The 25,206-nt window shown below is 65.3% G+C and carries 22 protein-coding genes; 8 read left to right on the forward strand and 14 right to left on the reverse strand.

Annotated elements, in window-relative coordinates:
* Positions 1–281: 281 nt before the first annotated feature.
* A complete protein-coding gene (locus tag ACH196_RS20255; protein ID WP_396648733.1) occupies positions 282–1,739 on the forward strand; it encodes a TrkH family potassium uptake protein in 1,458 nt (485 codons plus the stop codon).
* Positions 1,740–1,914: 175 nt separating this feature from the next.
* Here the strand turns inward: ACH196_RS20255 and ACH196_RS20260 are convergent, their stop codons facing one another.
* Positions 1,915–2,778 carry a hypothetical protein gene (locus ACH196_RS20260; protein WP_396648734.1) on the reverse strand — a complete coding sequence of 288 codons (864 nt, stop codon included), beginning with the start codon at positions 2,776–2,778 and terminating at the stop codon, positions 1,915–1,917.
* 223 nt (positions 2,779–3,001) lie between these two features.
* Between ACH196_RS20260 and ACH196_RS20265 the strand changes: the two genes are divergently transcribed.
* The 3 genes from ACH196_RS20265 to ACH196_RS20275 are packed head-to-tail and all read left to right on the forward strand — an operon-like array spanning position 3,002 to position 5,013.
* Positions 3,002–4,213 carry an adenylate/guanylate cyclase domain-containing protein gene (locus tag ACH196_RS20265; RefSeq protein WP_396648735.1) on the forward strand — a complete coding sequence of 404 codons (1,212 nt, stop codon included), beginning with the start codon at positions 3,002–3,004 and terminating at the stop codon, positions 4,211–4,213.
* Positions 4,214–4,223: 10 nt separating this feature from the next.
* Entirely contained in the window at positions 4,224–4,649 is a 426-nt protein-coding gene (locus ACH196_RS20270; protein ID WP_396648736.1) for an ATP-binding protein, read from the forward strand.
* A 25-nt stretch (positions 4,650–4,674) separates the two neighbouring features.
* On the forward strand, positions 4,675–5,013 hold the full coding sequence (locus ACH196_RS20275) for an STAS domain-containing protein (RefSeq protein WP_396648737.1): 339 nt from the start codon (positions 4,675–4,677) through the stop codon (positions 5,011–5,013).
* Between the two features lie 75 nt (positions 5,014–5,088).
* Here ACH196_RS20275 and ACH196_RS20280 read toward each other — a convergent pair whose 3' ends face one another.
* The 7 genes from ACH196_RS20280 to iolE all read right to left on the reverse strand — a co-directional run bounded on the left by ACH196_RS20280 (position 5,089) and on the right by iolE (position 13,063).
* Positions 5,089–6,603 carry an ABC transporter substrate-binding protein gene (locus tag ACH196_RS20280; RefSeq protein WP_396648738.1) on the reverse strand — a complete coding sequence of 505 codons (1,515 nt, stop codon included), beginning with the start codon at positions 6,601–6,603 and terminating at the stop codon, positions 5,089–5,091.
* A gap of 70 nt (positions 6,604–6,673) precedes the next feature.
* Complete coding sequence (locus ACH196_RS20285; protein ID WP_396648739.1) at positions 6,674–7,522, reverse strand: ABC transporter permease; 849 nt, start codon at positions 7,520–7,522, stop codon at positions 6,674–6,676.
* The gene (locus tag ACH196_RS20290; protein WP_396648740.1) at positions 7,519–8,457 is read right to left on the reverse strand and encodes an ABC transporter permease; all 939 of its coding nucleotides are present in this window, start codon (positions 8,455–8,457) and stop codon (positions 7,519–7,521) included. Before ACH196_RS20290 ends, ACH196_RS20285 begins: the two co-directional genes overlap by 4 nt.
* Entirely contained in the window at positions 8,454–9,536 is a 1,083-nt protein-coding gene (locus tag ACH196_RS20295) for an ABC transporter ATP-binding protein (protein WP_396648741.1), read from the reverse strand. The genes ACH196_RS20290 and ACH196_RS20295 overlap by 4 nt, the downstream gene beginning before the upstream one ends.
* A complete protein-coding gene (locus ACH196_RS20300; RefSeq protein WP_396648742.1) occupies positions 9,533–10,513 on the reverse strand; it encodes an ABC transporter ATP-binding protein in 981 nt (326 codons plus the stop codon). The genes ACH196_RS20295 and ACH196_RS20300 overlap by 4 nt, the downstream gene beginning before the upstream one ends.
* 18 nt (positions 10,514–10,531) lie before the next feature.
* Entirely contained in the window at positions 10,532–12,109 is a 1,578-nt protein-coding gene (gene ggt, locus ACH196_RS20305) for a gamma-glutamyltransferase (RefSeq protein WP_396648743.1), read from the reverse strand.
* Between the two features lie 42 nt (positions 12,110–12,151).
* The gene (iolE, locus tag ACH196_RS20310) at positions 12,152–13,063 is read right to left on the reverse strand and encodes a myo-inosose-2 dehydratase (protein WP_396648744.1); all 912 of its coding nucleotides are present in this window, start codon (positions 13,061–13,063) and stop codon (positions 12,152–12,154) included.
* 791 nt (positions 13,064–13,854) lie between these two features.
* Here iolE and ACH196_RS20315 point away from each other — a divergent pair.
* Genes ACH196_RS20315 through ACH196_RS20330 form a run of 4 tightly spaced genes read left to right on the forward strand, consistent with a single transcriptional unit; the run spans position 13,855 to position 17,781 of the window.
* Positions 13,855–14,889, forward strand: coding sequence for a sulfate ABC transporter substrate-binding protein (locus tag ACH196_RS20315; protein WP_396648745.1), 1,035 nt, complete (start codon positions 13,855–13,857; stop codon positions 14,887–14,889).
* Entirely contained in the window at positions 14,889–15,752 is an 864-nt protein-coding gene (gene cysT, locus ACH196_RS20320; protein WP_396648746.1) for a sulfate ABC transporter permease subunit CysT, read from the forward strand. Before ACH196_RS20315 ends, cysT begins: the two co-directional genes overlap by 1 nt.
* A complete protein-coding gene (gene cysW, locus ACH196_RS20325; protein ID WP_396648747.1) occupies positions 15,742–16,653 on the forward strand; it encodes a sulfate ABC transporter permease subunit CysW in 912 nt (303 codons plus the stop codon). The genes cysT and cysW overlap by 11 nt, the downstream gene beginning before the upstream one ends.
* 15 nt (positions 16,654–16,668) lie before the next feature.
* Positions 16,669–17,781, forward strand: coding sequence for a sulfate/molybdate ABC transporter ATP-binding protein (locus ACH196_RS20330; protein ID WP_396648748.1), 1,113 nt, complete (start codon positions 16,669–16,671; stop codon positions 17,779–17,781).
* Between the two features lie 536 nt (positions 17,782–18,317).
* On the opposite strand, the gene ACH196_RS20335 is transcribed toward ACH196_RS20330, so the two are convergent.
* The 6 genes from ACH196_RS20335 to ACH196_RS20360 all read right to left on the reverse strand — a co-directional run bounded on the left by ACH196_RS20335 (position 18,318) and on the right by ACH196_RS20360 (position 24,978).
* On the reverse strand, positions 18,318–18,881 hold the full coding sequence (locus ACH196_RS20335; protein ID WP_396648749.1) for a gluconokinase: 564 nt from the start codon (positions 18,879–18,881) through the stop codon (positions 18,318–18,320).
* Positions 18,882–18,884: 3 nt separating this feature from the next.
* Complete coding sequence (locus ACH196_RS20340) at positions 18,885–19,874, reverse strand: ABC transporter permease (protein ID WP_396648750.1); 990 nt, start codon at positions 19,872–19,874, stop codon at positions 18,885–18,887.
* The gene (locus ACH196_RS20345; protein WP_396648751.1) at positions 19,871–20,851 is read right to left on the reverse strand and encodes an ABC transporter permease; all 981 of its coding nucleotides are present in this window, start codon (positions 20,849–20,851) and stop codon (positions 19,871–19,873) included. Before ACH196_RS20345 ends, ACH196_RS20340 begins: the two co-directional genes overlap by 4 nt.
* A complete protein-coding gene (locus ACH196_RS20350) occupies positions 20,848–22,410 on the reverse strand; it encodes a sugar ABC transporter ATP-binding protein (protein ID WP_396648752.1) in 1,563 nt (520 codons plus the stop codon). Before ACH196_RS20350 ends, ACH196_RS20345 begins: the two co-directional genes overlap by 4 nt.
* Positions 22,411–22,595: 185 nt before the next feature.
* On the reverse strand, positions 22,596–23,720 hold the full coding sequence (locus ACH196_RS20355) for a sugar ABC transporter substrate-binding protein (RefSeq protein ID WP_396648753.1): 1,125 nt from the start codon (positions 23,718–23,720) through the stop codon (positions 22,596–22,598).
* A gap of 226 nt (positions 23,721–23,946) precedes the next feature.
* Positions 23,947–24,978 carry a LacI family DNA-binding transcriptional regulator gene (locus tag ACH196_RS20360; protein WP_396648754.1) on the reverse strand — a complete coding sequence of 344 codons (1,032 nt, stop codon included), beginning with the start codon at positions 24,976–24,978 and terminating at the stop codon, positions 23,947–23,949.
* Positions 24,979–25,206 lie beyond the last annotated feature (228 nt).

Raw genomic sequence — 25,206 nt, forward strand, 5'->3', positions numbered from 1 at the left:
ATTGTTCTCAAGCGTGCCTTTACGCAGGACGCGCGATGGGGAGGCTAGGCGGCAGCCAGTCCTCGAAACAGAACCATTTCGCGGCTTTTTTTGCGGACCACTTTGCGGCCGGATACCCGCACCAGACCGTCGACGCTTGCGCACGTGGCGGCGGCCGGCGCGCCGATTTCATGGGAGTGCCACCGCGTGCTGTTGTTTCTTTCGCGATGCGCGGCCATTATCGTGCATGGACAGGGCATGGATGCCGTCCGTCGCATGAGAAGTGGCAAGGTCGGCATATCGTGAACAGATCGGCAGTCCGCGCCGCGGTGCATGTCGCGGCGGTCTTCGCGATCTACCTGTCGGTGGCGATGCTGCTGCCGGCGCTCACCGACCTCTATTATGGCAATCCGGACTGGAAGGCCTTCGCCTTCTCGGCGCTGTTCGTCGGCGGTTTCGCGCTGGCCGTGGCGCTGGCGACCCAGGGCCGCCCGCCGACGGTGACCACGCGCTTCGGCTTCCTGCTGGTCAATTTGCTGTGGTTCACCATGGCGGTGGCCGGCGCCGTACCGCTGATGCTGTCGTCGATAGAGCTCAGCCCGACCGACGCTTTCTTCGAAGCCGTCTCCGGCATCACCACCACCGGCGGCACCGTCATCAACGGCCTCGACCGGGCGCCCCCCGGCCTTCTTCTGTGGCGCTCGCTGCTTTGCTTCATGGGCGGCCTCGGCGTCATCGTGCTCGGCCTGTTCCTGCTGCCCTTCCTCAACATCGGCGGCGTCAGCTATTTCAAGATCGAATCCTCCGACATCGAGGACCGGCCGTTCGAGCGGTTCCAGACCTTTACCATCAGCCTGATCGGCATCTACGGGGCGCTGGGGGTGGCCTGCACCATCGGCTACGCCGCCGGCGGCATGGACACGTTCAATTCGATCAACCACGCCATGTCGACGGTGGCGACGGGCGGATTCTCCACCCACGACACCTCGTTCCTGCGCTATGCGGACATGCCGATCATCCTGTGGACCGGCAGCATCTTCATGTTCATTGGCAGCCTGCCCTTCTCGATCATGATCCTGTTCGCCGTGCGTGGCCGGCTCGACGCGTTGCGCGATCCGCAGATCCGCGTCTTCGCCGGATACTGCATCGTCTTTTCCGTCGCCGTCGCCATCTACCTGCGGGTAAAACTCGACATGCCGTTCGGCGACGCCATCACCCACTCCACCTTCAACTTCATGTCGATCATCAGCACCGCCGGCTTCGCCAGCGACGACTATACGCTGTGGGGACCATTTGCAGTGGCCTGCATTTTCGTCGCCACCTTCCTCGGCGGCTGCTCCGGATCGACCACGGGCGGCATAAAAGCCTACCGGTTCCTGATTCTGTTCGAACTGCTCGCCAATGGCCTGCGCCGGCTGATCTATCCGCACACTGTGCTGCCCGTCCGCTACGGCGACCGCACGGTGCCGTCGGAAATGCAGCACACGGTGATGCTGTTCATCGCCTCGTTCTTCGCCATCTGGGCGATCGGCGCGATCCTGCTCGGCGCCACCGGGCTCGATTTCATCACCGCCACCACCGGCGCGCTGACGGCGCTGACCAATGTCGGGCCGGGGCTCGGGCCGATCATCGGGCCGGTCGGCAATTTCTCGTCACTGCCCGATACGTCGAAATGGATTCTTTCCTTCCTGATGCTGCTCGGCCGCCTCGAAATCCTGGCGGTGCTGGTGATGTTCACGCCGGCTTTCTGGGCGCGGTGAAATCCGGGAAGCGATTCCTTGTTCGTTTGCGCAAGCCCTTGAAAGGCTTCGGCGCTTCCTTGAAAGCAGGAAAACTGTCCCTGGATTGTTGCAGACAGCACTTCTCGCCGCCAGACCGCGGAAAAATCCGCGCCGGCCGTCGATCCCTGGTTTTTTGGCGTCCGGGGGCAGCCGTCTAGGACGTGTCCGGCGCCTTTGGCGCCGAAAGGGCAAGCTCGTGCACGGCGTTCAACGCCGCGTGCACCTCATGAACGGGGTTTCGCCACCAGCCCGGCGGCCGGCGGGTTTTCAGCGGCGATATCCGGCAGGACCGGATCGTGCCACAAGCCGCCTTGCCTCGCGCGCCCGCGCCGCCACCTTGCCCGGCTTGTGCGACCGTGGCGTCCGGGCCTTTGTCTTGCACGTCCACGCCCTCTTGCTCGCTCCGCGCAAGCGCCTCGTCGCGCCTCGCTTTCCAACGGGCAAACCGTCTTGCCTGGGCCGGCAGGTCGTCCAGCGCCCTGGTCAGCGCATCCAGCCGCAACATCAGCCGTGCCGTGCTGAGCGGATCGTCCGGCGACGGCGGCGGCGGTTGTGGCAGCAGTCGCGCGTCGAAATCGAGCGACGGGATGCGCGGGGCCGCATCGGCGGGTGCGTAGCGGTGCAGGCCGCCGAACGGACGTTCGAGCGGATCGAACAGCGGCAGGGAAAGCACGCGCGGACGTGCGGCCCCGAACGCTGCGGTTTTCAGCGCCGCTTCGGCGCACTGGAAATCGGCATGCGGCGGGGTGAGGGCGATGCCGAGACGGCGCAGCCACAACTCAATGGACTCCGGCCTAGGCTCGCACGGCTGAAGCGGCGGCACTTCCGCCACCATGCCGCGCGCCGCCGCGATGACCAGCCGCCGGGCGGCGGATTCGGCCGGCAGCAGCAGGCCGAGCACGAAGCGATGGAGATGGCGGGGCAGGGTTTTTCCGCCGCCCATCATCGCGAAGAGCGGCGCCAGCACGCGCTTCAGCGCCACCAGATTCCGCTCGATCGCCGCATTCCAATCCTCCACCGCCGCCACCTCTTTCCAGCACAGGCTGCGAGGATTATCGCTCCGGATCGGAGAGATGTAAATAGTCCTAGGAAAATAATCCTTAAACTATTTATGATGGCGGCCATGGCGCGCCGTTCTTGCGCAAATGGACCGCCCGATCATGCCGTTCATTTATCCGCAAGTTCGATCGTGCAAGGTTAGGAGGAAAGCATTGCCGGAAGGCGGGCAGGAGGAAGATGGGTTGACATCCGAAGCCGCAATCATGCTCTGCGCCGGACAGCGGCTCGATGCCGCTTCGGCCGGCACGATGGGGCCGGAGGCAATGGCCGCTTTGCGGGAGGAGATTCGCGACGAGTTGGCGCGCCATGAGGTCGCCATCGGCTATGCATCGGCATCGGCGGGCGCCGACATCATCTTCGGCGAGGAACTTTTGGCGCGCGGCGGCGAACTGCATATCTTCCTGCCCTGTCCGCGCGACGATTTCGCCGAGCAGTATGTCGCCCCGGCGGGCGAGGAGTGGATGGCGCGGTTCCGCAGCCTCGTCGCTTCCGCCACGGAGGTCGAGATAAGCTGCGAGGAGCGGCTGATCGGCGACGACACGCTGCTGCGCTTCAACAACCAGGTTCTTCAGGGCATGGCGCGCATCCATGCGGAGCGCCTCGGCGGCCACGCCAGGCTGCTCGCCGTCTGGAGCCCGGAGGCGCCCGCCGATCCCGGCAGCCCGGCGGATTTCATGGACCAGTGGCCGGAACTCGAGCATCTGTCGCTGATCGACCTCGACGATCTGCGCCAACGCACCGGCGGCGGCGACAACGGCACTACCGGAGACCTTTCCGGCGGCGTCAACGCGCTTGCGATCGGGCTCAGCCCGCTTGTGGTGCGGGCGATCCTCTTTGCCGACATGGCGACCTACACCTCGTTCAGCGACGAGCAGGTGCCGCTGCTCTGGGATTTTCTGGCCGAGGTGCAGCAGGTCGTGGAGCAGCGGGCGAAGCCGCCGATCCTCATCAACACCTGGGGCGATGCCGTGCATGCGGCGGCCGAGACCGCGCTGGATCTCGCCGACTATGCGCTGGCTCTGGTCGAAACCATCGCTGCAACCGACCCTGAACCCTTCGGACTGGCGAGTCGGCCGCGCTTCCGCGTCGCGCTGCATGCCGGCCCGGTCTATGTCGGCCTGCATCCGCTGACCGGGCGCAGCATGGTTTACGGCCACCACGTCAACCGGGCGGCGCGCATCGAAACGGTAGCAGCACCCGGCGAAGCCTATGCCTCGCAGCATTTCGTGGCCCTGCTGTGGGCCGAGATGGACTCTCTTCAGCATGAGGCGAGATTGACGGGGGCGGCCTATCGACGGCCTTACCGGGTGGAGTATGTTGGCCGCGTGAAACTGCCAAAACATTTCGGCAGCGAAGCGCTGTATCGAATTCTGCCCGCCGACGCCGAGCGATAGAACGCCAAGGATGTCCCGCCTGCCCGCGCTCAACCTCACCATCGCCAACGATCTTGCCGAGATCGGCCGCATCGCGCCCGTCATCGAGGATTTTTGCGCCGGGCACGGCCTGGGCGAGGAGATCGCTCACGCCATCAACCTGTCGCTCGACGAGCTTCTGACCAACACGATCAGCTATGGCTATGAGGATGGCGGCCCGCATTCCATCGGCATCGTCATCGAGGTTCTGGGTGACCGCGCGACCGTCACCGTCCGCGACGATGCCGTCGCTTTCGATCCGACGCAGGCCGGAGACCCCGATCTCGATCTGGATCTCGACGACCGGCCGATCGGCGGGCTCGGCATCCATATCGTGCGGGCGATGATGGACGAGGTTCGTTACGACCGCGTCGACGGGCACAACCGGCTGACATTGACGAAATTCACCACGCGCTGAGCGTGGCGCATGACAGGAGACTATGATGGACATCCGCAAGGAGACGATCGAGGGGACAACCGTGCTGTCGCCGGTCGGCCGTGTCGACAGCAATTCGGCGCGCGAAGTCGAGGACGCCCTGCTGCCGCTCTTCGACGCCGGCCAGCCCGTTCTGGTCGATTTCGCTGAGCTGAGCTACATCTCCAGCGCCGGCCTGCGCGTGCTGCTGCTTGCCGCGCGGCGCAGCAAGGCCACCGGCCTGCCGCTATCGCTCGCCGGCATGAGCAAGCCGGTCGACGAGGTGTTCAAGATCAGCGGCTTTGCCAAACTGTTCCAGATCCACGCCGACCGCGCCGAGGCGCTCGCGGCGCGCGGCAAGGCTTGAGTTCGCTCGCGCCGTCGCGCCCGGCGGGGCTACAGCCGGGCGAGAGGTAGCGTCATCGGCCGATGTTGTCGGGCGCTACTCCATCGACACGCCTTCCAGCCGCATCAGGCCGTCGGGGATCGGCTTAAAACCCGTCACTTCCTTCTTCGCCGCGAAGAACGGTTTTGAATGGTAGATGACCAGCAGCGGGGCTTCCGGCATCCACAGTTTGTTGGCCTCCGCATACAGCGCGGCGCGCTTGGCGGGATCGGCTTCCTTCGCCGCCGCCGTCAGGATGTCGTCGACCTTCTGGTTGCAGTATTTGCCGACGTTCGACGAGCCCTTGCAGCCGAGATAGTTGTAGATGTTGCCGTCCGGGTCGGCGCGGCCGCTCCAGAACGAAAGATGCGACTGGAACTCGCCGGCCGCCACCGCCGCGCCGGCGGTGCTCGCCTCGATCGGCTTGATGACGATCTTGATGCCGGCCTCCGCCGCCATCGACTGGATCACCTGGCCGACGCGCAGGAAGGTCGGGTTGTTGTTGACCGTGACTTCCAGCGTCGGGTCGGCCACGCCGGATTCCGCGACCAGCGCCTTCGCCTTGTCCAGGTCGCGCGCCGGCACCGGCATCGACTTGTCGTAATAGGGCGACGACGGCGAGACGGGCTGGTTGCCGGGGGTGAAGTTGCCGCCGAACGCCACCTGGTTGATCACGTTGCGGTCGATCGCCGCGTCGATCGCCTGCCGGAGTTTGGCATTCTCGGCAAAACTGTTCTTGGCGCCTTCGCCATTGGCGAGATTGAACAGCAGGTAGAAGAAGCCGAGTCCGTCGATGGAACTGACGGTGAAGCGCGGATCGGCCTTCACGCGCTCGAGGTCGGCGGTCGAGACCTGCTCGATCAGGTCGAGCTGGCCGGCGAGCAGATTGTTGAGCCGCACCGTCGCGTCCGGTACCGGCAGGTAGGTCACCTCGTCGAAATGGAACGCATCCTTGTTCCAGTAGTCCGGAAATTTTTCCAGCACGATGCGGTCCTGCACCACCCGCTCGACCAGCTTGTACGGACCGGAGCAGACGGGGGCGCTGCCGAAGGCGGCGGCATCGGCGGCGGCCTTGATGGCGGTCGGCGACATCATCATGCCGGCGCGGTCGGCGAGCTGCGCCAACAGCGGCGTGAAGGGCTGCTTGAGGTGCAGCTTGACCGTCAGCGGATCGACCACCTCGATCGTGTCGACGGCGCGCACGTCGCCCTTGCGCTTCGATTGCTCAAGCGTCAGCGCGCGCTCGATGTTGAACTTCACCGCCTCGGCGTCGAACGGCGTGCCGTCATGGAATTTCACGCCGTCGCGCAGTTTCAGCGTGATGGTAAGCCCGTCCGCCGACACTTCGTGGCTGGTCGCCAGCCGGCCGATCACGCCGGCCTTTTCGTCGAGGTCGAACAGCTTGTCACAGAGCGCGGAAAACACCTGCCGGCCGCCGAGCGTGCCGCCCTGCGTCGGGTCGAGCGTGTCGACATCCTCGATCAGGCCGATGCGCAGCGCCTTCTCCTGCGCCAGCGCGCCGGTGGCGAAAAGGGCGAGCGCCCCCGCAAGCCCCAGTTTAAGAGTTCTCATCATGGCTTTCCGTCTCCCATTTCGTCGTTCCAGCGGCTTCTGATCGGATGCACCCTGCCGCAGGGGCGCATCAACTGCGTGGATCGAGGGCGCGGCGCAGGCCGTCGCCGAGAAGGTTGAAGCCGATGACGGCGAGGCAGATGCAGAGGCCAGGCCAGATCGATAGCCACGGCGCGGTGGCGATGTAGTCCTTGCCGACCGTCAGCATCGAGCCCCAGGACGGGGCCGGCAATTCGCGGCCGAGGCCGAGGAAGGAAAGCCCGGCCTCGGCGATGATGGCGACGGCGGTGGCGAGCGCGGCCTGCACGATCAGCGGCGGCACGATGTTGGGCAGGAGATGGACAAACAGCAGCCGCCGCACCGGATTGCCGACCGAGATAGCCGCCTCGATGTAGACGGCGGCCGTCTGCTCGATGGTCTTGGCGCGCGCCAGCCGCACGAACACCGGCACCGTCGAGATGCCGATGGCGATCGAGGCGTTGAGCAGGCTGCCGCCGAGGAACATGGCGAGTGCGATGGCGAGCATCACCTGCGGGCAGGCGAGCAGCGTGTCGGCCAGCCGCGTCACCACCACGTCGATCCAGCCGCGGAAGTAGCCGGCCGCAATGCCGAGCGGCACGCCGATGGCGAGCGCGATCATCACCGAGGCGACGCCGGCGATCAGCGAGGTCTGCGCGCCCCAGATGGCGCGCGACAGCACGTCCCGCCCCAGATCGTCGGTGCCCATCGGATGCGCCAGCGACGGCGGCTGCAGCACGCCCATCCAGTCGCTGGCCAGCGGATCGTAGGGCGAGATCATGGGAGCCGTGACCGCCACCAGCACGAAGGCAAGCACGATGCCGCCGCCGATGCGGGCGGACAGGTTGTAGCGGGCGAAGCGCCGCCTGCGCCGGGTCAAGGAGGGGGCCGCGGCGCTCATGGCGCTTCCCTCGCGACGCGCGGGTCGAGGAAACGCTGGGCGAGATCGGCGAGCAGGTTGAGCGCGATATAGAGCGCCCCCGAGCACAGCACGACCGCCTGCACCACCGCATAGTCGCGGTTGAAGACGGAATCGACGATCAGCTTGCCGATGCCGGGCACTGTGAAGACGAATTCGGTCAGCACCGAGCCGCCGAGCAACTGGCCGAACTCCAGCGCGCCGAGCGTGACGACGGGCACCAGCGCATTGCGCAGCGCATGCCGCAGGATGATGCTGAGCGAGCCGACGCCCTTGGCGCGCGCCGTGCGAATGTAGTCGGCGTTGAGCACCTCGATCATGGCGCTGCGGGTATGGCGCATCAGCACGGTGGCGACATGGCTGCCGAGCACGATCGCCGGCATGATCATCGCGCGCAGGTTCCCCCAAAGATCCTCGAAGGGCGAGACGTAGCCCGAGGCCGGCAGCCAGCCGAGCTGCACCGAAAACACCATGATGAACAGGATGCCGAGCCAGAAGTTCGGGATCGACATGCCGATGACGCTGAGCACGCTGGTGGCGCCATCAACCGCCGTGTCGACATAGACGGCGGCGAGAATGCCGGCGGGCACGCCGACGACGATGCCGACGACCAACGCCATGGTGGCGAGCTGGATGGTGACCGGCAGTTTTTCGGCCAGCAGTTGGGCGACGCTGCGATTGAGCCGCATCGACACGCCGAAATCGCCATGCAGCAGATTGCCGAGCCAGGTCAGGTACTGGATCGGCAAGGGACGGTCGAGCCCGTAAAGCGCCCGGATGGCGGCGATGGTCTCGGGCGACTTGTCTTCGCCGGCCAGCACCACGGCCGGGTCGCCCGGCAGCAATTGCTGCAGCGAGAACACGATGACGCTGAGCAGCAGCAGCGTGACCGCGATGCTCGCCAGCCGGGCGATCATATCTGCGCCTCCGCCGTTTCCAGCGCGCGCGCAACGAACCGGTTCTGTAGGCGCATCAGCCGGTAGGCTGCGGCGCTGGACAGCGGCGCCTCGCCGACGGCTGGTGGCAGCACCTCTCCGGCGCGGTAGCAGGCGCTGAGATGACTTGCGGCCTTTGCCTCCAGTGGTGGCAATTCGCGGCGGCATTGGTCGAAGGCCAGCGGACAGCGCGAGACATAGGGGCAGCCGGCAGAGTTGTCTTCCGCTCTGTCTGGCGCGGCGGCTGCCGCTCTCGCCCGCCGCGCGCCGACGCGGGCGACCGGCATCGCCGACAGCAGCGCCGCCGTGTAGGGGTGGCGCGGCGCGGAAAAGATCGCGTCCGTCGGGCCGATCTCGACGATCCGGCCGCGATACATCACAGCGATCCGGTCGACGAGATGGCGCACCACGCCGAGGTCGTGCGAGATGAACACCATGGCGAGATCGGACGAGCGTTTCAGGTCGTCGAGCAGGTTGAGGATCTGGGCGCGCACCGACACGTCGAGGGCCGATACCGCCTCGTCGGCGACGATCAGTTGCGGCTCGGCGGCGAGCGCGCGGGCGATTGCGATGCGCTGGCGCTGGCCGCCGGAAAATTCGTGCGGATAGGCTTTTGCGCGTGATGGATCGAGGCCGACGGTCGCGAGCAGGCCGGCGACGCGCTCGCCGATGGCGCTTCCCGTGGCGAGGCCGTGGACGAGCAGCGGCTCGCCGATCTGCGCGCCGACGGTGAGGCGCGGGTTGAGCGACGAGAACGGGTCCTGGAACACCATCTGGATGCCGCACCGCCGTTTGCGCAGCGTCTCAGCGTCGAGCCCGAGCAGGTCTTCGCCGTCGAGCTTCAGCGCGCCGGATGTCGGCTCGACCAGCCTGAGCAGCATGCGTGCCGTCGTCGACTTGCCCGAGCCGGATTCGCCGACGATGCCCAGCGTCTCGCCGCGCGCCACGCTGAAGCTGACGTCGCTGACCGCGGCGAACCCTGGGCCGCGCGAAGTGAGCCAGCGTTTTCGCGCGCCGAAGACTTTTCCCAGTCTGATGGCCTCCAGCACCGGCGCGCTCATGCCAGCGCCTCCAGCGGCGCGCGCCAGCAGGCGACGGCCTGGCCGCCCGGCAATGTCGCCAGAAGCGGCTCCTCGGCCTCGCAGCGCTCGACCGAGAACGGGCAGCGCGGCGAGAACCGGCATCCCGGCATAGGGTCGGCGGGGGAGGGGACGCGGCCGAGGATCGGCGTCAGCCGGCCGCGCTTCTCAGGTGACGGAAGCGCGCCGAGCAGGCCGATCGTGTAGGGATGCTCCGGCACCTCGAACACGTCGCCGACCGCGCCGTTCTCGACGATCCTGCCGGCATACATGACGGCGACCTCGTCGGCGATCTCCGCCACGACGCCGAGATCGTGGGTGATCATCAGCATCGCAGTGCCGGTCTCGGCCTGCAGGTCGGCGAGCAGGTCGAGGATTTCGGCCTGCACCGTCACGTCCAGCGCGGTGGTCGGCTCGTCGGCGATGAGCAGCGCCGGCGAGCAGGCCAAGGCCAGCGCGATCATCACCCGCTGCCGCATGCCGCCCGAGAACATGAAGGGATAGTCGTCGGCGCGCTGGGCAGAACGCGGGGGGCGGAACCGCAAAAGCAACTCCACAGTGCGGCTCTTCGCCTGTCGCCGGTTCATGCCGAGATGGATGCGCAGCACCTCTGCGATCTGCTCTCCCGCCGTCATCGTCGGATTGAGCGAACTCATCGGCTCCTGGAAGATCATGCCGATCCTGCGGCCACGGATTTTTCGCAGCCGCCGTTCGCCGATCGTGGCGAGGTCCTGCCCGTCGAAGCGCACCGCGCCGGAGGCGACGCGGGCGTTGCGCGGCAGCAGCCCGAGCAGCGCCATCGCCGTGATGCTCTTGCCGCAGCCGGATTCGCCGACGAGGCAGAGCGTCTTGCCGGGGCGGATGGAAAAGTCGATGCCGCGAACCACGTCGACACCCTCGCCGTCCAGGTCGAAGCGAACCGAAAGGCCCTCGACGGACAGGAGCGGCGCGGCGGTCATCTTAGAAAACCCCTCCCGTCATAGCGCCAGCGCGATCCCGTCCTTGCGCGGGTCCGACCCGCCGGACAGAACGCCGGTGTCCCAGTCGATCCAGACGCCATGCGCGCCGCCGACGGCGCGCATGGCGGGTGCGACGTCATATCCCGCCGCGGCAAGCGCCTCCTGCTGCACAAGCAGGGCTGGCTCCAGTTGCAGTCTGCCATCGACCAGAAAACTGCGGGGCCGGTCGATAACGTCCTGGATGTCGAGCCCGTGGTCGACGAGCCCGGTGATCATCTGCGCATGGCCGATCGGCTGGTATTGCCCGCCGGTGACGCCGAAGGCCAGCACCGGCCGGCCGTTTTGCGAGACCATGCCGGGGATGATGGTGTGCAGCGGCCGCTTGTTCGGCGCCAGCGCGTTTGGATGGTCGGCGAGGGCGGAAAAGCCGGAGCCGCGATTGTGGAAGATAACGCCGGTATCCGGGTCACGCAAGCCGGAGCCGAACCCCTCGAACAGCGAACTGATCAGCGAGATCGCATTGCGGTCCTTGTCGACGACCGAGACATAGGCGGTGTCGCCGCGCGCCCTCGGAGCCTTCGCCTCGTCGGCGCGCGCGGTCCGCGCCTCGGCGGCCAGCCATCCCGCCTCGCTCTTGTCGAGGAAGACTTCGAGCGCCACCGGCCCGAACTCCGGATCGGCGACCAGCCGGTTGCGCTCGCGAAAGGCGACCCGCGCCGCGTCGGCCAGCTTGCGATGGCGCTCAAAACCGTCGAACTCGCCGGCATCGCCGCCAAATGCCTCGAGCAAGTTGAGCATCAGCAGCGCCGTCGCGCCCTGTCCGTTGGGCGGTATCTGCCAGACGTCGTGGCCATTGTAGGTCGTGGAGATCGGCTCCACCCAGGCGCCGCGATGCGCCGCGAAATCCGTCGCCGAATGGAAACCGCCATTATCGGCGAGGAAGCGCGCCATCGTTTCCGCGACCTCACCCCGGTAGAACGCATCGCGGCCACCGCCGGCAATCCGGCGCAAGGTCGCGGCCAGTTGCGGAAACCGTATGACATCGCCGACGGCGGGCGCTTCGTAGTTGCGCAGCAGGACGTTGCGCGCGCCCGGCGTGCGCGCCAGCTTGCCGGCGGCGAACGCCCATTCCTCGGCGACGCGCGGGTGGACAGGAAAGCCGCGCTCGGCATAGCCGATCGCCGGCTCAATCACCTGTTCCAGCGGCCATGTCCCATATCGGCTAAGCAGTTGCGCCATCCCGTCGACCATGCCGGGGATGGTCACAGAGTGCACGCTGGTCTCCGCCAGCGGCGCGCCGCCCTCGGCTCGTGCGCGAGCCGGATCCAACCCAGCCGGCGTCCTGCCGCTGCCGTTAAAACCCACCGGGCGATCGGCACCGGCCGGAAAATACAGCGCGAAACAGTCGCCGCCGATGCCGGTCGACTGCGGCTCGACCACCGAAAGCACGAAAGTCGCCGTCACGGCGGCGTCGACCGCGTTGCCGCCCTCGGTCAGCACCCGCAGCGCAGCACCACTCGCCAGCGCATGCGAGGATGCGACGGCCGCAGTCAGCCCTGTGGCGGACGACCGGCCCGGCCGGAAGAAATCACGCATCGGCGCTTCCCGGTCTCACCCGCGTTCGTCCGCGACGACGTATCATGCCGCCGCCCGCTCGATCACGTCGAAGCCGGCCGCCCGCGCCGTCGCCGCCAGCGAGCGGTAGCCCATCGTCGCATAGGTCAGCGGATGCGCCTTTGCCGGGTCCTGTTCGGCCTCGACCACGAACCAGCCGTCATAGCCGCGCTCGGCCAGTGGTTTCAGCAGCGACAGGAAATCCACAAAACCGTCGCCGGGCACGGTAAAAATGCCTTCCATCACCGCGCCCATGAAACTCATGTCGTCGCGCCGCGCCTTTTCCAGCACCGGCCGGCGCACGTCCTTGCAGTGGAAATGCACGACGCGGTCGATATGCCGTCTTAGAAGCGACGCCGGGTCACCGCCGGAAAACAGGCAATGCCCCGTGTCGAACAGGAGGCCGACCGCCTCGCCGGTCGCGCCCATGAATTTGCCGATCTCGGCGTCGGTCTCGACGATGGTGCCCATGTGATGATGGAAGGCCATGCCGACGCCGAAATCCGCCATGCGTTCGGCCAGCGCCGTGACTTTCCGGCCATAGGCTGGCCATTCGTCGTCGGCGAGTTTTGGACGCTGCGAGATCGGCGCGAAAATGCCGTCATGCCGGCCGCGCGACGTATCGGCGTAAACGACCAGTTTTGCGCCGAGGTCGCGCAGGAGCGTCAGATGCGGCCGGATCGCCTCGAATTCCTCCTCGACCGTGCGATCGAGGATACGCCCGTCATACCAGCCGGACACCAGTTCGAGGCCATGGGCAGCCAGTATAGGTCCGAGCGTCTCCGCCTGGCGCGGGAATTTTCCGCCCAGCTCGGTGCCGCGGTAGCCGGCCTGCGCGGTTTCCGAAAGACAGGTTTCCAGCGGCGTGTCGCCGCCGAGTTCCGGCACGTCGTCATTCGTCCAGGTGATGGGATTGATGCCGATCCTGACGCTCATGCGGCGGGTCTCTCATAGGTTTCGGGCTGCTCGAAGCGCCGGCTGTCCAGGAAGCAGAGTTGCAGCGGGCAGGACCCGTCGCTAGGTCCGGTTCGGTTTGATTTAAGGGAACCACTCTGGGTGCGTGCGCCGCGAGTGCCGGGATCGGCTTAGTTATCGAGGCACTGATAGTCGAATATTCTTCACCGGCTTTGATATCACCACCTCCGAGGCATGGATTCCCGACACGCTCCGTTCGCTTCGCTCACTCACGAGGTCGGGAATGACGACAGCGATAGAGCCCTTCCGCCAGTCTCCAACGTTGGCGATTGGCCAGGAATATCAACGATGTCGTCATTCTCGACCTCGTGAGCGACCGCAGGGAGCGGAGAGTGTCGGGAATCCATTCCTCGGCATTGCGGAAGCCAGAGACGGCCAATGGGATGGACAACCCCTTCGTCAACCGACGATATGTCCAGATGCGTGAACGCCATGGGCGAAGGAGAGGACAGCGACGCTTTCCCGCTCGCGCAAATGTCGCAGCCTCAAAGGCGGGACTCCGCGTCAGGACCGGCGAGGACATATGCGGCCAAGCTTTGCACCGTCGCTACAACCCTCGAAACGGCATGTTAGAGGGCCGCCGGCGAAGCGGCCGTCGGAGCAGATAGGATTGGTTTGGGGAAAAAAATTTCCGCATCCGCCCGCCGGCAGCGTGAAAAATGCGGAACGAATTCCAAGTTTGGGGATTTTGCTACGCCCCTAATCTCTACCCAACAGATAGAGTAAGTTCGTTATCGAAACGGAGGCACCACATGACCCTCAATCGCAGATCCATTCTTCTGTCGGCGCTTATCGCGGGTTCGGTCCAGTTCGGTGGGCTCGGCTTCGCCTTCGCGGACACCACTCTCCTCAACGTCTCGTACGATCCGACGCGCGAGCTCTACAAGGAATACAACGCCGCCTTCGCGGCCCACTGGCAGAAGGAGACCGGCGAGACCGTCACCATCCAGACCTCGCATGGCGGTTCCGGCAAGCAGGCCCGCGCGGTGATCGACGGCCTTGATGCCGACGTCGTCACGCTGGCGCTGGAAAGCGACATCAACGCCATCGTCAAGAACGGCGGCAAGATCAGTGCCGACTGGCGCGGCAAGTTCGAGCACAACTCCTCGCCTTACACATCGACCATCGTCTTTCTGGTGCGCAAGGGCAATCCGAAGGGCATCAAGGACTGGGGCGACCTGGTCAAGGACGGCGTCGAGGTCATCACGCCCAACCCGAAGACTTCAGGCGGCGCCCGCTGGAATTATCTGGCGGCCTGGGCCTGGGCCAACAAGGAATATGGCGGCGACGAGGCCAAGGTGAAGGAATATGTGGGTGAACTCTACCGGCATGTGCCGGTGCTGGACACCGGTGCGCGCGGCTCGACGACGACCTTCGCGCAGCGCCAGCTTGGCGACGTGCTGCTTGCTTGGGAGAACGAGGCGTTCCTGGTCGGCAAGGAATTCGGCGCCGACCAGTTCGAGACCGTGATCCCGCCGCAGTCGATCCTGGCCGAGCCGCCGGTTGCGGTAGTCGACGCCAATGTCGACGCCAAGGGAACGCGCAAGGTTGCGGAGGCCTATCTCCAGTATCTCTATTCGGAGGAAGGTCAGCAGATCGCTGCGCGCAACTTCTACCGTCCGTCCAAGCCCGAGTTGGTTCCGGCTGCCGAGCTGGAGCGTTTCCCGAAAATCAACCTGGTGACGATCGACGACCCGCAGTTCGGCGGCTGGGCCAAGGCGCAGCCCTATCACTTCGGTGACGGCGGCATCTTCGACCAGATCTACAAGCCCGCGTCTTCGAACTGATGGCGACGGCCGCCGCTTCAAGCGTCGGTTGGAGTTTCCGCAGGCCGAGCGTCATCCCGGGTTTCGGGCTGACGCTCGGCTTTACGGTTACCTACCTGACGCTGATCGTCCTCATCCCGCTTGCCGGTGTGGTGTGGCGCACCACCGAGCTTGGTTGGGCCGGGTTCTGGGCAATCGCCATGGATGGGCGCACGTTGAACGCACTCCGGATTTCGTTCGGCACGGCGCTGATTGCCGCGCTGGTCAACGTCGTCTTCGGCGTGGTCATCGCCTGGGTGCTGGTGCGCTATCGTTTTCCGGGCCGCCGGATCGTCGACGCGGTGGTGGACCTTCCCTTTGCATTGCCGACGGCGGTGGCGGGCATCGCGCTGGCCGCCATCTACGCGCCGAACGGCTGGATTGGCCAGTTGCTCGCACCGCTCGGCATCAAGGTGGCGTTCACGCCGCTCGGCATCGTCGTGGCGCTGATCTTCATCGGCCTGCCTTTCGTCGTGCGCACAGTGCAGCCGGTGATGGAGGAGATCGACAAGGAGGTCGAGGAAGTGGCCGCCACGCTCGGCGCCACGCGCTTCCAGACGATCACGCGGGTGATCTTGCCTGGTCTCGCGCCGGCGGTGCTGACCGGCTTCGCGCTGGCCTTCGCGCGCGCCGTCGGCGAATACGGCTCGGTGATCTTCATCGCCGGCAACATCCCCTATGTCTCGGAAATCGCGCCGCTGCTGATCATCATCCGGCTGGAGGAATTCCACTATGCCGGGGCGACGGCGATCGCGGCGATGATGCTGGTCATCTCCTTCCTCATGCTGTTCGTCATCAATCTCATCCAGGCCTGGAGCCGCAAGAGGTACGGTCATGGCGGTTGAAGCAGTCAGCGGACCTTTGCCGAACCGCTCGCGGGCTGGTACGCTGGCAACGGTGAGCAAGCCGGTGCGAGCGACGACGGAATCGACCGCCACCAAGGCGGTGCTGATCGGCGTCGCGCTGATTTTCATGGCGCTTTTCCTGATCCTGCCGCTGGTGTCGGTGTTCTTCGAGGCGTTCCGCAAGGGCGCCGGCGAGTTCCTTTTTTCGCTGAACGACCCGGACACGCTGTCGGCAATACGGCTGACGCTGCTGGTCGCCGCAATTGCCGTGCCCTGCAACCTTATCTTCGGTGTGGCGGCGGCCTGGGCCATCGCCAAATTCGAGTTCAAGGGCAAGGCGTTCCTGACCACGCTGATCGACCTGCCTTTCTCGGTGTCGCCGGTGATTTCCGGCCTGGTCTATGTGCTGCTGTTCGGTGCCGGCAGTTTTCTCGGACCCTGGCTGAAGTCGCACGGAATAGAAATTTTGTTCGCGGTTCCGGGCATCGTGCTCGCCACCATCTTCGTCACCTTTCCCTTTGTGGCGCGTGAACTGATCCCGCTGATGCAGGACCAGGGCTCGGGCGACGAGGAGGCGGCGATCTCGCTCGGCGCGAATGGCTGGCAGACATTTTGGTATGTGACGCTGCCCAACATCAAATGGGGCCTGCTCTATGGCGTGCTGCTCTGCAACGCCCGCGCCATGGGTGAATTCGGCGCGGTCTCGGTGGTGTCCGGCCACATACGCGGCCTGACCAACACCATGCCGCTGCATGTCGAGATTTTGTACAATGAATACAACTTCGTGGCGGCTTTCTCGGTCTCGACCTTGCTGGCGGCGCTTGCGCTGGTGACGCTGGTGCTTAAATCCATCCTTGAATTCCGCTACGGCGACGAGATCGCCGCGGTCGCCAAGCATTAGAACCGGGAGTATTCGTTGGACGTTTCAATCCGCCATGTCCGAAAGGAATTCGACCGGTTCCCGGCGCTGCGCGACGTTTCGCTCGACATCCGCTCGGGCGAGCTGATCGCGCTGCTCGGTCCGTCCGGTTCGGGCAAGACGACTTTGCTCAGGCTGATCGCCGGGCTGGAGCGGCCGACCGAAGGCGCAATCTTCTTCGGCGACGAGGACGCCTCCCACAAGAGCGTCCAGGAGCGCAATGTCGGCTTCGTGTTCCAGCATTACGCGCTGTTCCGCTACATGACGGTCGCCGACAATATCGGCTTTGGCCTCAAGGTCCGGCCGGGCGCCTCGCGGCCGCCCAAGGCCGAAATCCGCCGCCGCGCTTCCGAGCTGCTCGACCTCGTCCAGCTTTCCGGGCTTGAGAAGCGTTATCCCAATCAGCTTTCCGGCGGCCAGCGCCAGCGCGTGGCGCTGGCCCGCGCGCTGGCCATCGAACCGAAAGTGCTGCTGCTGGACGAGCCGTTCGGCGCGCTCGACGCGCAGGTTCGGCGCGAGTTGCGCCGCTGGCTGCGCGAGATCCACGACACGACCGGCCACACCACCGTCTTCGTCACCCACGACCAGGAGGAGGCGCTGGAACTCGCCGACCGCGTCGTGGTGATGAGCCAGGGCCGCATCGAGCAAGTCGGCACCTCCGACGAGGTCTACGACACGCCCAACTCGCCCTTCGTCTACGGCTTTATCGGTGATTCGAGCTCCCTGCCTGTGCGGGTCGAAGCCGGCCAGCTCTGGCTGCAGGACCGGGCGCTCGGCCTGACGGCGGTGAATGTGCCCGACGGCCAGGCAACGCTGTTCTTCCGGCCGCACGAAGTGGAACTGCTGGACGGCTGTGGCGGCTGCATCGCCGGCACCGTGGCCGCGACCCGCCGGGTAGCCGGCACACGGCATGTCGAGCTTGAGATCGGCGGCGAGCGGCACCGGGTCGAGATCGAACTGCCGATCGAGCACCCCGCTGCCAACAAGAGCCGCATCGCCTTCCGGCCTCGCCGCTGGAAGGTGTTTCCGGACGGCAATGGCGAAAACCATTACGGCATCGTGCGCCATCAGCCGGAAGAGGCTCCGCCGCTGGCGCTGACCGGGAGTTGATTCAAGTGCCCCGATCAGTCGTGTCTCAGTTTAAAATCTCAAGCGACACTCGCCGCAATCCGATCCGATTGGCGAAGCTTACTTTCGGCTGTACTTGGCCCCAAAAAGCGTAAGCACTAGAAGCGTCAGGATGGTGATCAGGGTTCCCATCCATGGCTCGCTAACGCCTGACACGCGCTGCGTCAGCACGAACACCGTAGCGAAAATACAAATTGTGCACAAAGCTACCATCAAGGCTATTAGGCCAAACAAGCGTCGAAAAGTACGGGTATCGGAATTTTGGTAAACGAGTCCAGTTTTCGACTGAATTGAACCGGCTTTCCACGCGGACCAGAGTTCACGGACGCCATAGAACGTGGCCATGACAAGAATGATGCAAATAATGATAGTGGCCGTTGTGTCACTCATTATCTTCTCGTTCGATATGAATGGCCGTCCTCCATTAAACGCTGCATAGTTGAAATGGCCGCCGAAGACGATCGCCAGTGCGCGACAATATCACGATCCGTCTTCGCATCCTAACCGCTGGAACGGGGTCAGATCCGGTAGCCCTGGGTCGTGAGAACACGATCCGTCGTCTGCGCGGACAATTCATCAACCGACTCCAAGCCATTCAAATTTATAGCGAATTCGTCGGCCTGCGGCAGTTCCAGTGCGGCGAACTGGCTGTCCACCAGGCTGGCGGGCATAAAATGGCCCTTGCGGCTGCCGACGCGTTGCCATGCCGTCTCCCGGTCGATCACGAGATGGACGAAGAGGATGTCGGGCTGGAACGATCGGAGCCGGTCGCGGTACTTGCGTTTCAGCGCAGAACAGGCCACCACGACACCGCCTCCATCGGCGATGCCCTCCGCGATCGCCGCCCCGATGGCGTCCAGCCAACCCGAGCGGTCGGCATCGGTCAGCGGCTGCCCGCTCGACATTTTTGCAATGTTTTCAGGGGGGTGCAGTCTGTCGCCCTCGACGAAGCGCCAGCCGAGGTGTCGCGCGATCGCCTCGCCGACCGCCGTCTTGCCGCAACCAGTGACGCCCATCACGACGATCGCCGCGACGGGACCGTCCGGTCCCGTTCGACCGGGTAGGTTTTCGAAATTCCTCATCGCTCAGCGGCTCGCCGGGCTGCGGCCGTAGAGCAGCAACATCGCAACAATGACAATGCCATAGATGATCTGGCGGCCGGCTTCCGGCATCTGCATCACCGACAGGATCGACTGCAGCAACGTGATCAGGATGACGCCTGCTACGGTGCCGAGATAGGAGCCGCGGCCGCCGAGGATCGACGTGCCGCCCAGCACCACCGCGGCAATCGACGGCAGCAGGTAGGCGTCGCCCATGGATTGCGCCGCCTTCGACGCATAGCCGGCGAGCAGCACCCCGCCGAATGCCGAAAGTCCGCCCGAAACCGCGAATGCAATCAAGACGATACGCCGTGTGTCGATGCCCGATAGATAGGCCGCCCGTTCACGGTTGCCGATGCCGTAGACGGCCCGGCCAAAACTCGTGCGGGTGAGCACGAAGACCGTCGCCGCGCCGATCAGCGCCCAGATCACCACCGCGTTCGGCACGCCGGGGACGGTGAAGCCGGTGGCGAGGTAGCGCACCGCGGCCGGCGCCGAATCCTGCGGCGAGAACCCGCCCGTGTAGACCACCATCAACCCCTGCGCGACCGCGTTGGTGGCGAGCGTTATGATCATCGAGGGGATGCGCAGATAGGCGACGCCGATGCCGTTGACCAGGCCGATGAGCACGCCGCAGAGAATGCCGAAAGGGATGGCCAGGAAGACCCCGACGGGCCCGTAGGCCGCGGCCGCGCAGGCCATCATCGCGCCGACCGCCACCACCCACGGCACCGAAAGATCGATTTGTCCCAACAGGATGACCAGCATCATGCCGGTGGCGATGACGCCGAGGAACGAGGCCACTTTCAATTGCTGCAACAGATATTCGGGCGACAGGAAGCTCGACGAATAGAGGCTGCCCAGGAACAGCAGCAGAATGATGCAGGCAAACGAGGTCGCGACCGCCGGATCGGCGCGGCGGATGAATTTCGGCATGCGGCCGGCGAAGCGGCCGGTGGTCGTGGTGGCGCTCATCCGAACCACTCCAGTCTGTTGCGTACCCTGAACAGGGCGAAGGCTCCCAGGCTGACGGCAATCAGCAGGACCACGCCCTGGAACAGCGGCTGCCACAGCGGATCGAAATCGAACACGAAAAGCAGGTCGCCGATGGTGCGGAAGGCGAGCGCCCCGAAGATCGCGCCGATCGCGCTGCCCCGGCCGCCGAACAGCGAGACGCCGCCGAGCACGACGGCGGCGATCGAAAACAGCGTGTAGGCGTTGCCGCTGGCATAGGCCGCTTCGCCCGTATAGGTGAAGAAGGTCAGGAACAGCCCGCCGATGGCCGCAAGCAGGCCGGCAAGCGTATAGGCGGCGAATTTGGCGCGGCGGATCGGAACGCCGGACATATAGGCCGCCGTCTCGGAGGAGCCCGCCGCGTAGGCGGCGCGGCCGAGCACGGAGCGGCTGAACGGCACCCAGATGACCAGCACCACCACCAGCAGCGCGACGAGGCTCGACGGTATCACCCCGAACAGCCGGCCGGTCAGCGCATCGGCCAGATCTTCATTGACTGATCCTCCCGGAAACGGCCGCAGCAGCAAGGCTATGCCGAAATAGACCGCGCCCGTGGCGATGGTCGCCACGATGGGCTGCAGGCGCCCGTAGATGACGATCGCGCCGTTGATGGCACCGCAGATCGCACCGGTCAGCAGCACGGCAACGACGCCGAAAGCCGTTTCCATCGGCGTGCCGAGGACCAGCCACGAGGCGAGGCAATTGGTCAGGATGAAGATCATGCCCACCGAAAGGTCGATGCCGGCGGTAATCACCACCAGCGTCTGCGCCATCGCGACAAAGGCGAGCAGGACGCCCTTGTTGGAGGCGGTCTGCACCACGTTGGCGGTGAGGCCGGCCGGATGGTTCGAGGCGTAGATGATGAACATCACGACAAAGATGCCGACGGCCAGCAGCGTGCCGCGCTGTTCGGCGAGCCAATAGCGCCAGTCCTTCACGCGACCGCTCCCTGCCTCATGCCGGCCTCCCCGCCGTGGATGTTGAGCGCGCTGGCGATCAGCGCGCGTTCGGTTATCTCGGCCCCGATCAGCTCGCGCTTGACTGCCCCGTCATAGAGAACGAGCACCCGGTCGCAGCAGCCGATAAGTTCGTCATAGTCGGTCGAGTAGAACAGGATCGCCGCCCCGGCATCGGCCAGCTTGCGCAGGAGCTGATAGAGCTCCTGCTTGGTGCCGACGTCGATGCCGCGCGTCGGATCGTTGAGCAGGATGATGCGCGGTCCCCGCATCAGCCATTTGGCGATGACGACCTTCTGCTGGTTGCCGCCCGACAGCGCGCCGACCGGAATATCGAGTCCCGCCGTCTTGATCGCCAGAAGCTTTATCATGTCGTCGATGTGCCGCTGTTCGGCGGCGCGGTCGATGATGCCGCCCCTGGACAGCCGGTCGAGCGCCGAGAAGGACAGGTTCTCCCGCACCGTCATCGGCAGCATCAGGCCCTCGGTCTTGCGGTCCTCGGGGATCAGCGCCATGCCGATGCCGTCCTGTCTGGCTGCCGCCGGGCTGGCGATCGACACCGGCTTGCCGTCGATCAGCACCTCGCCGGAAAGCCCGCGCAGCACGCCGAAGAAAGCGAGCAGCAGCTCGCGCTGGCCCTGGCCGTCGAGGCCGCCGAGGCCGACGACCTCGCCCGGGCGCACGCTCAGCGATATGTCGTTCAACCGGTCGGTCCAGGAGAGGTTCTTGCATTCCAGCACCGGGGTCTTGTCCGCGCCGTCGCGCTCCGGCTTAGGCGGAAAGACGTGGCTGTATTCGCGCCCGATCATCATTTCGACGACTTCGGTGTCGGATTTCGTCCCGGCCGCATAGGTGGCGACGTTCCGGCCATTGCGGAACACGGTGCATTCGTCGGCGAGTTCGGCAATCTCGTTCATGCGGTGCGAGATGTAGAGCAGCGCCAGCCCTTCCGCCCGCAGCCGCTTCAGCACGGCAAACACCTTGGAGACATCAGCCGCGGTCAGCGCCGACGTGGCCTCGTCGAGGATCAGGATGCGCGGCTTGCGCGCCAGCGCCTTGGCGATCTCGACCATCTGGCGGCGTGACAGCGGAAGATCCTTGACCAGCGCGGACGGATGGATGTCGCCGGCGCCGGCCCTGGCGAGCGCCTCTTCCGCGATGCGGCGCTGGGCCTTGCGGTCGATCATGCCGAAACGCTTCGGCGGGTCCGAGATGACGATGTTGTCGGCGACGCTGAGTTCGGGGATCAGCGACAGTTCCTGGAAGATGCAGACGATGCCGGCCTGATTGGCGGCGGCCGGCGACGCGAAATTCACCTCGCGGCCTTGCATCGTCATGCGGCCTTCGTCGGGCGCGACCACGCCCGCCATGATCTTGATGAGCGTCGACTTGCCGGCGCCGTTTTCGCCAAGGATGGCGTGGATGCTACCGGGCGCGACGCTGAGTTCGGCCTTTTCCAGCGCACGAACGCCACCGTAGCGCTTGGATATGCCTTCCATGCGGAAGAGCAGTGTTTCGGTTTCCGTTTTTTCGGAAAGCATAGGCACTCTCGATCGGCCCGAGCTAGATGTAAACAGGTCGGCGCTGCCCCTCATCCGCCTGTCGGCACCTTCTCCCCGTGAAGGACGGGGAGAAGGGACAAGCGGCTACGTGGACGCCTCCCTCTCCCCGTGCTTCACGGGGAGAGGGTAAGGGTGAGGGGCTGCGTAGACCTCGGCTAGGGAGCTTACTGGTTTTCCTTGGACTGGCCCATGATTTCCTGCGCGGTGAAATTGATGCCGCAGGTCGGGAAGGAATTGCCCACGAAGAAGTTGTCGGACTGGTCGGGGAAGTAGTCCTCACCTTCCTTGAAGTTCGGATCCTCGACGATGGCCAGCGGCAGCTTGACCGATTGCGGCACGACCTCGCCCTCGAGCGCGGTAATCGCCGTCTTGATCGCCACGGCGACCTGAGCCGGGCCGGTGCCGGCCGACGAGCACTTCAGGCCCTCGCCAGCGAACTTCGCGCAGAACTTGCGAAAGCCGTTTTCCGTCTCGCCGCCGAACGGCACGAACGGGTGCTTGGCGTCCATCATCGCCTGCACGACGCCTGTGTCGCCGCCCTGGGCGGTGAAGCCGGCGAACGGGCCGTTGGTGGCGATCGCGTCGGCGGTTGCCTTCTGCGCGACGCCGTCGTCCCACTTGCCGACGACCTCGGTGACTTCCCACTTCTTGCCCGATGCATCGAGCGTCTCGTGGATGCCGTTGTGGCGGTCGGTGTCGACCGACGTGCCGGCGACGCCGCGCACTTCCAGCACCTTGCCGCCATCCGGAACATTCTTGATCAGCCAGTTGGCCCAGAGCACGCCGAGGCCCTTCTGGTCGACGTTGACGTTGATGGCGTCTTCGGTGTCGAGAATGTTGTCGAAGGCGACCAGCACGACGCCGGCTTCCTTGGCGCGCTTGATGACCGGCGCGAAGGCGGTCGGGTTCTGCGCGTTGACGACGATCGCGTCATAACCGGAATCGATGAAGTTGTTGATCGCCGAAATCTGCGCCGGAACGTCCTCGCCGGTCGACACGACCTTGAATTCCTTGAGCTTCGCGGCGACGTCGGGCTGCGCGGCGTAGGCTTTCGCGGTCTGGATCATCTGGATGCGCCAGGTGTTGGCGATGTAGCCGTTGGCCAGCGCGACGCGGTACGGGCCTTCCTTCTTCGGAAACTTGAAGAACTTGGTTTCCGCCGTCCACGGTACGAAGCAGCCGGCATCGGCGGCCGGTCCGCTGACGATTTCCGGCTCCGCGAAGGCGACGGTGGAGGCAAGTGTAAGCGCGGTGGCGGCGACGATGCCGCCGACGAGTGACCTGATCATAGAATTCCTCCCAGAATTTGATGAAACGGCGGCGACAGGAAACGTCCCGATCCGTGCGCCCTGCGGAGAGCGGATGCCTTAAGGCATTCTCATCGCCTGCCTGGCCTTGGGTCGCCGACGAGTCCTTGGTCGGATGCCGGCCGATGGTTCCTCCCGAGAGCCAGCATCGTTGAAGATGTTAGCGCTACCACATTCGCCTGTAAAGCCAGATTTTAGATTTGACGACTTATCCTGGCCCGGCAGTGCTTTCGCGGATCTTCAGATCGAATCCGACATCGAGCACCGCCGGCTCAACGTTGTTTCCAGCGAGCTTTTCCAGGGCAAGCGTCACCGCGCGCCGGCCGATATCGTATCGCGGGGTGCGCACCGTGGTGATCGAGGGGAAGGCGACATGCATCATCTCGAGATCGTTGAAGCCGCAAATGCCGATCCTGCGCGGCACGTCGATGGCGGCGCGGTGGCATTCGAACAGCACGCCGAGCGCCAGATCGTCATTGTTGCAGAAGATTGCATCCAGCGTCGGCATGCGGGCCAGCGCGTCACGCAGCAGTTCGCAGCCTAGCGAAACACTGGAGGGTGTCGGCGTGGTGGTTATCAGGCGTGAATCGTAAAGGCCGGCGGCCTCGACCGCGGCGCGATAGCCGGCAAGGCGGCGCTGCGAGCGCGGGTCCATGCGCGCGCCGATGAAGCCGATGCGCCTGTAGCCCCGGTCGATCATGTGCTGGGTGGCCGTTCGGCCACCTTCGAAATGCGAGAAGCCGATCATCATATCGACCGGGTCGTCGCCGATCTCCATGATCTGCACGACCGGGCATCCCGCGCCTTCCAAAAGCTTGCGGGAGGCGAATGTCTGGTCAAGCCCGGACACGATGAGCGCCGCCGGCCGCTGGCCGAGGAAGACCTGCAGCAGGCGTTCCTCTTCCAGGCCGGAATAATGCGTATTGCCCATCTGGATCTGGAAGCGGCGGTCGGCGAGGCCGTCATAAATGCCGCGCACCACGTCGGCGAAGACGTTGTTGGTGAGCGACGGCACCAGAACGCCGATGACGTCGGCGCGCGCCGAAGCCAGCGCCCGGGCATTCGGGTCCGGCACGTAGCCGAGCGTTTCCACCGCAGAGTCGATCTGGCGGCGCAACTCCTCCGAGACGCGCTCCGGTTCGCGCAACGCCCGCGACACGCTGATCGCACTGACGCCGGCGAGTTTCGCGACATCGGCGATGGTCGGGCGTCCGCCGCCGCGGCGGGACCGGCTTCGCATGGAGAATGTTCCTCAGCCCTCGGAACCGCCACGTTTGGCGGACGGTAGCGCTAACATACTACGCTTCGGCACGCCAAACGCGCAACCATCCGCCGTTCCACGGCCGTTGTTGCAGAATATGAGGCGCCGAGCCGTCGCTTTGATGATGGTGGCGGTGGCGGCTCAGATGAGATAGAAGCCGGCGCGACATCGAACCGTGCTTCGCTGGTGCGAAGGCGGCCCAACCCC

The sequence above is a fragment of the Mesorhizobium sp. IMUNJ 23232 genome, from assembly GCF_044326205.1.
Classification (GTDB): Bacteria; Pseudomonadota; Alphaproteobacteria; order Rhizobiales; family Rhizobiaceae; genus Kumtagia.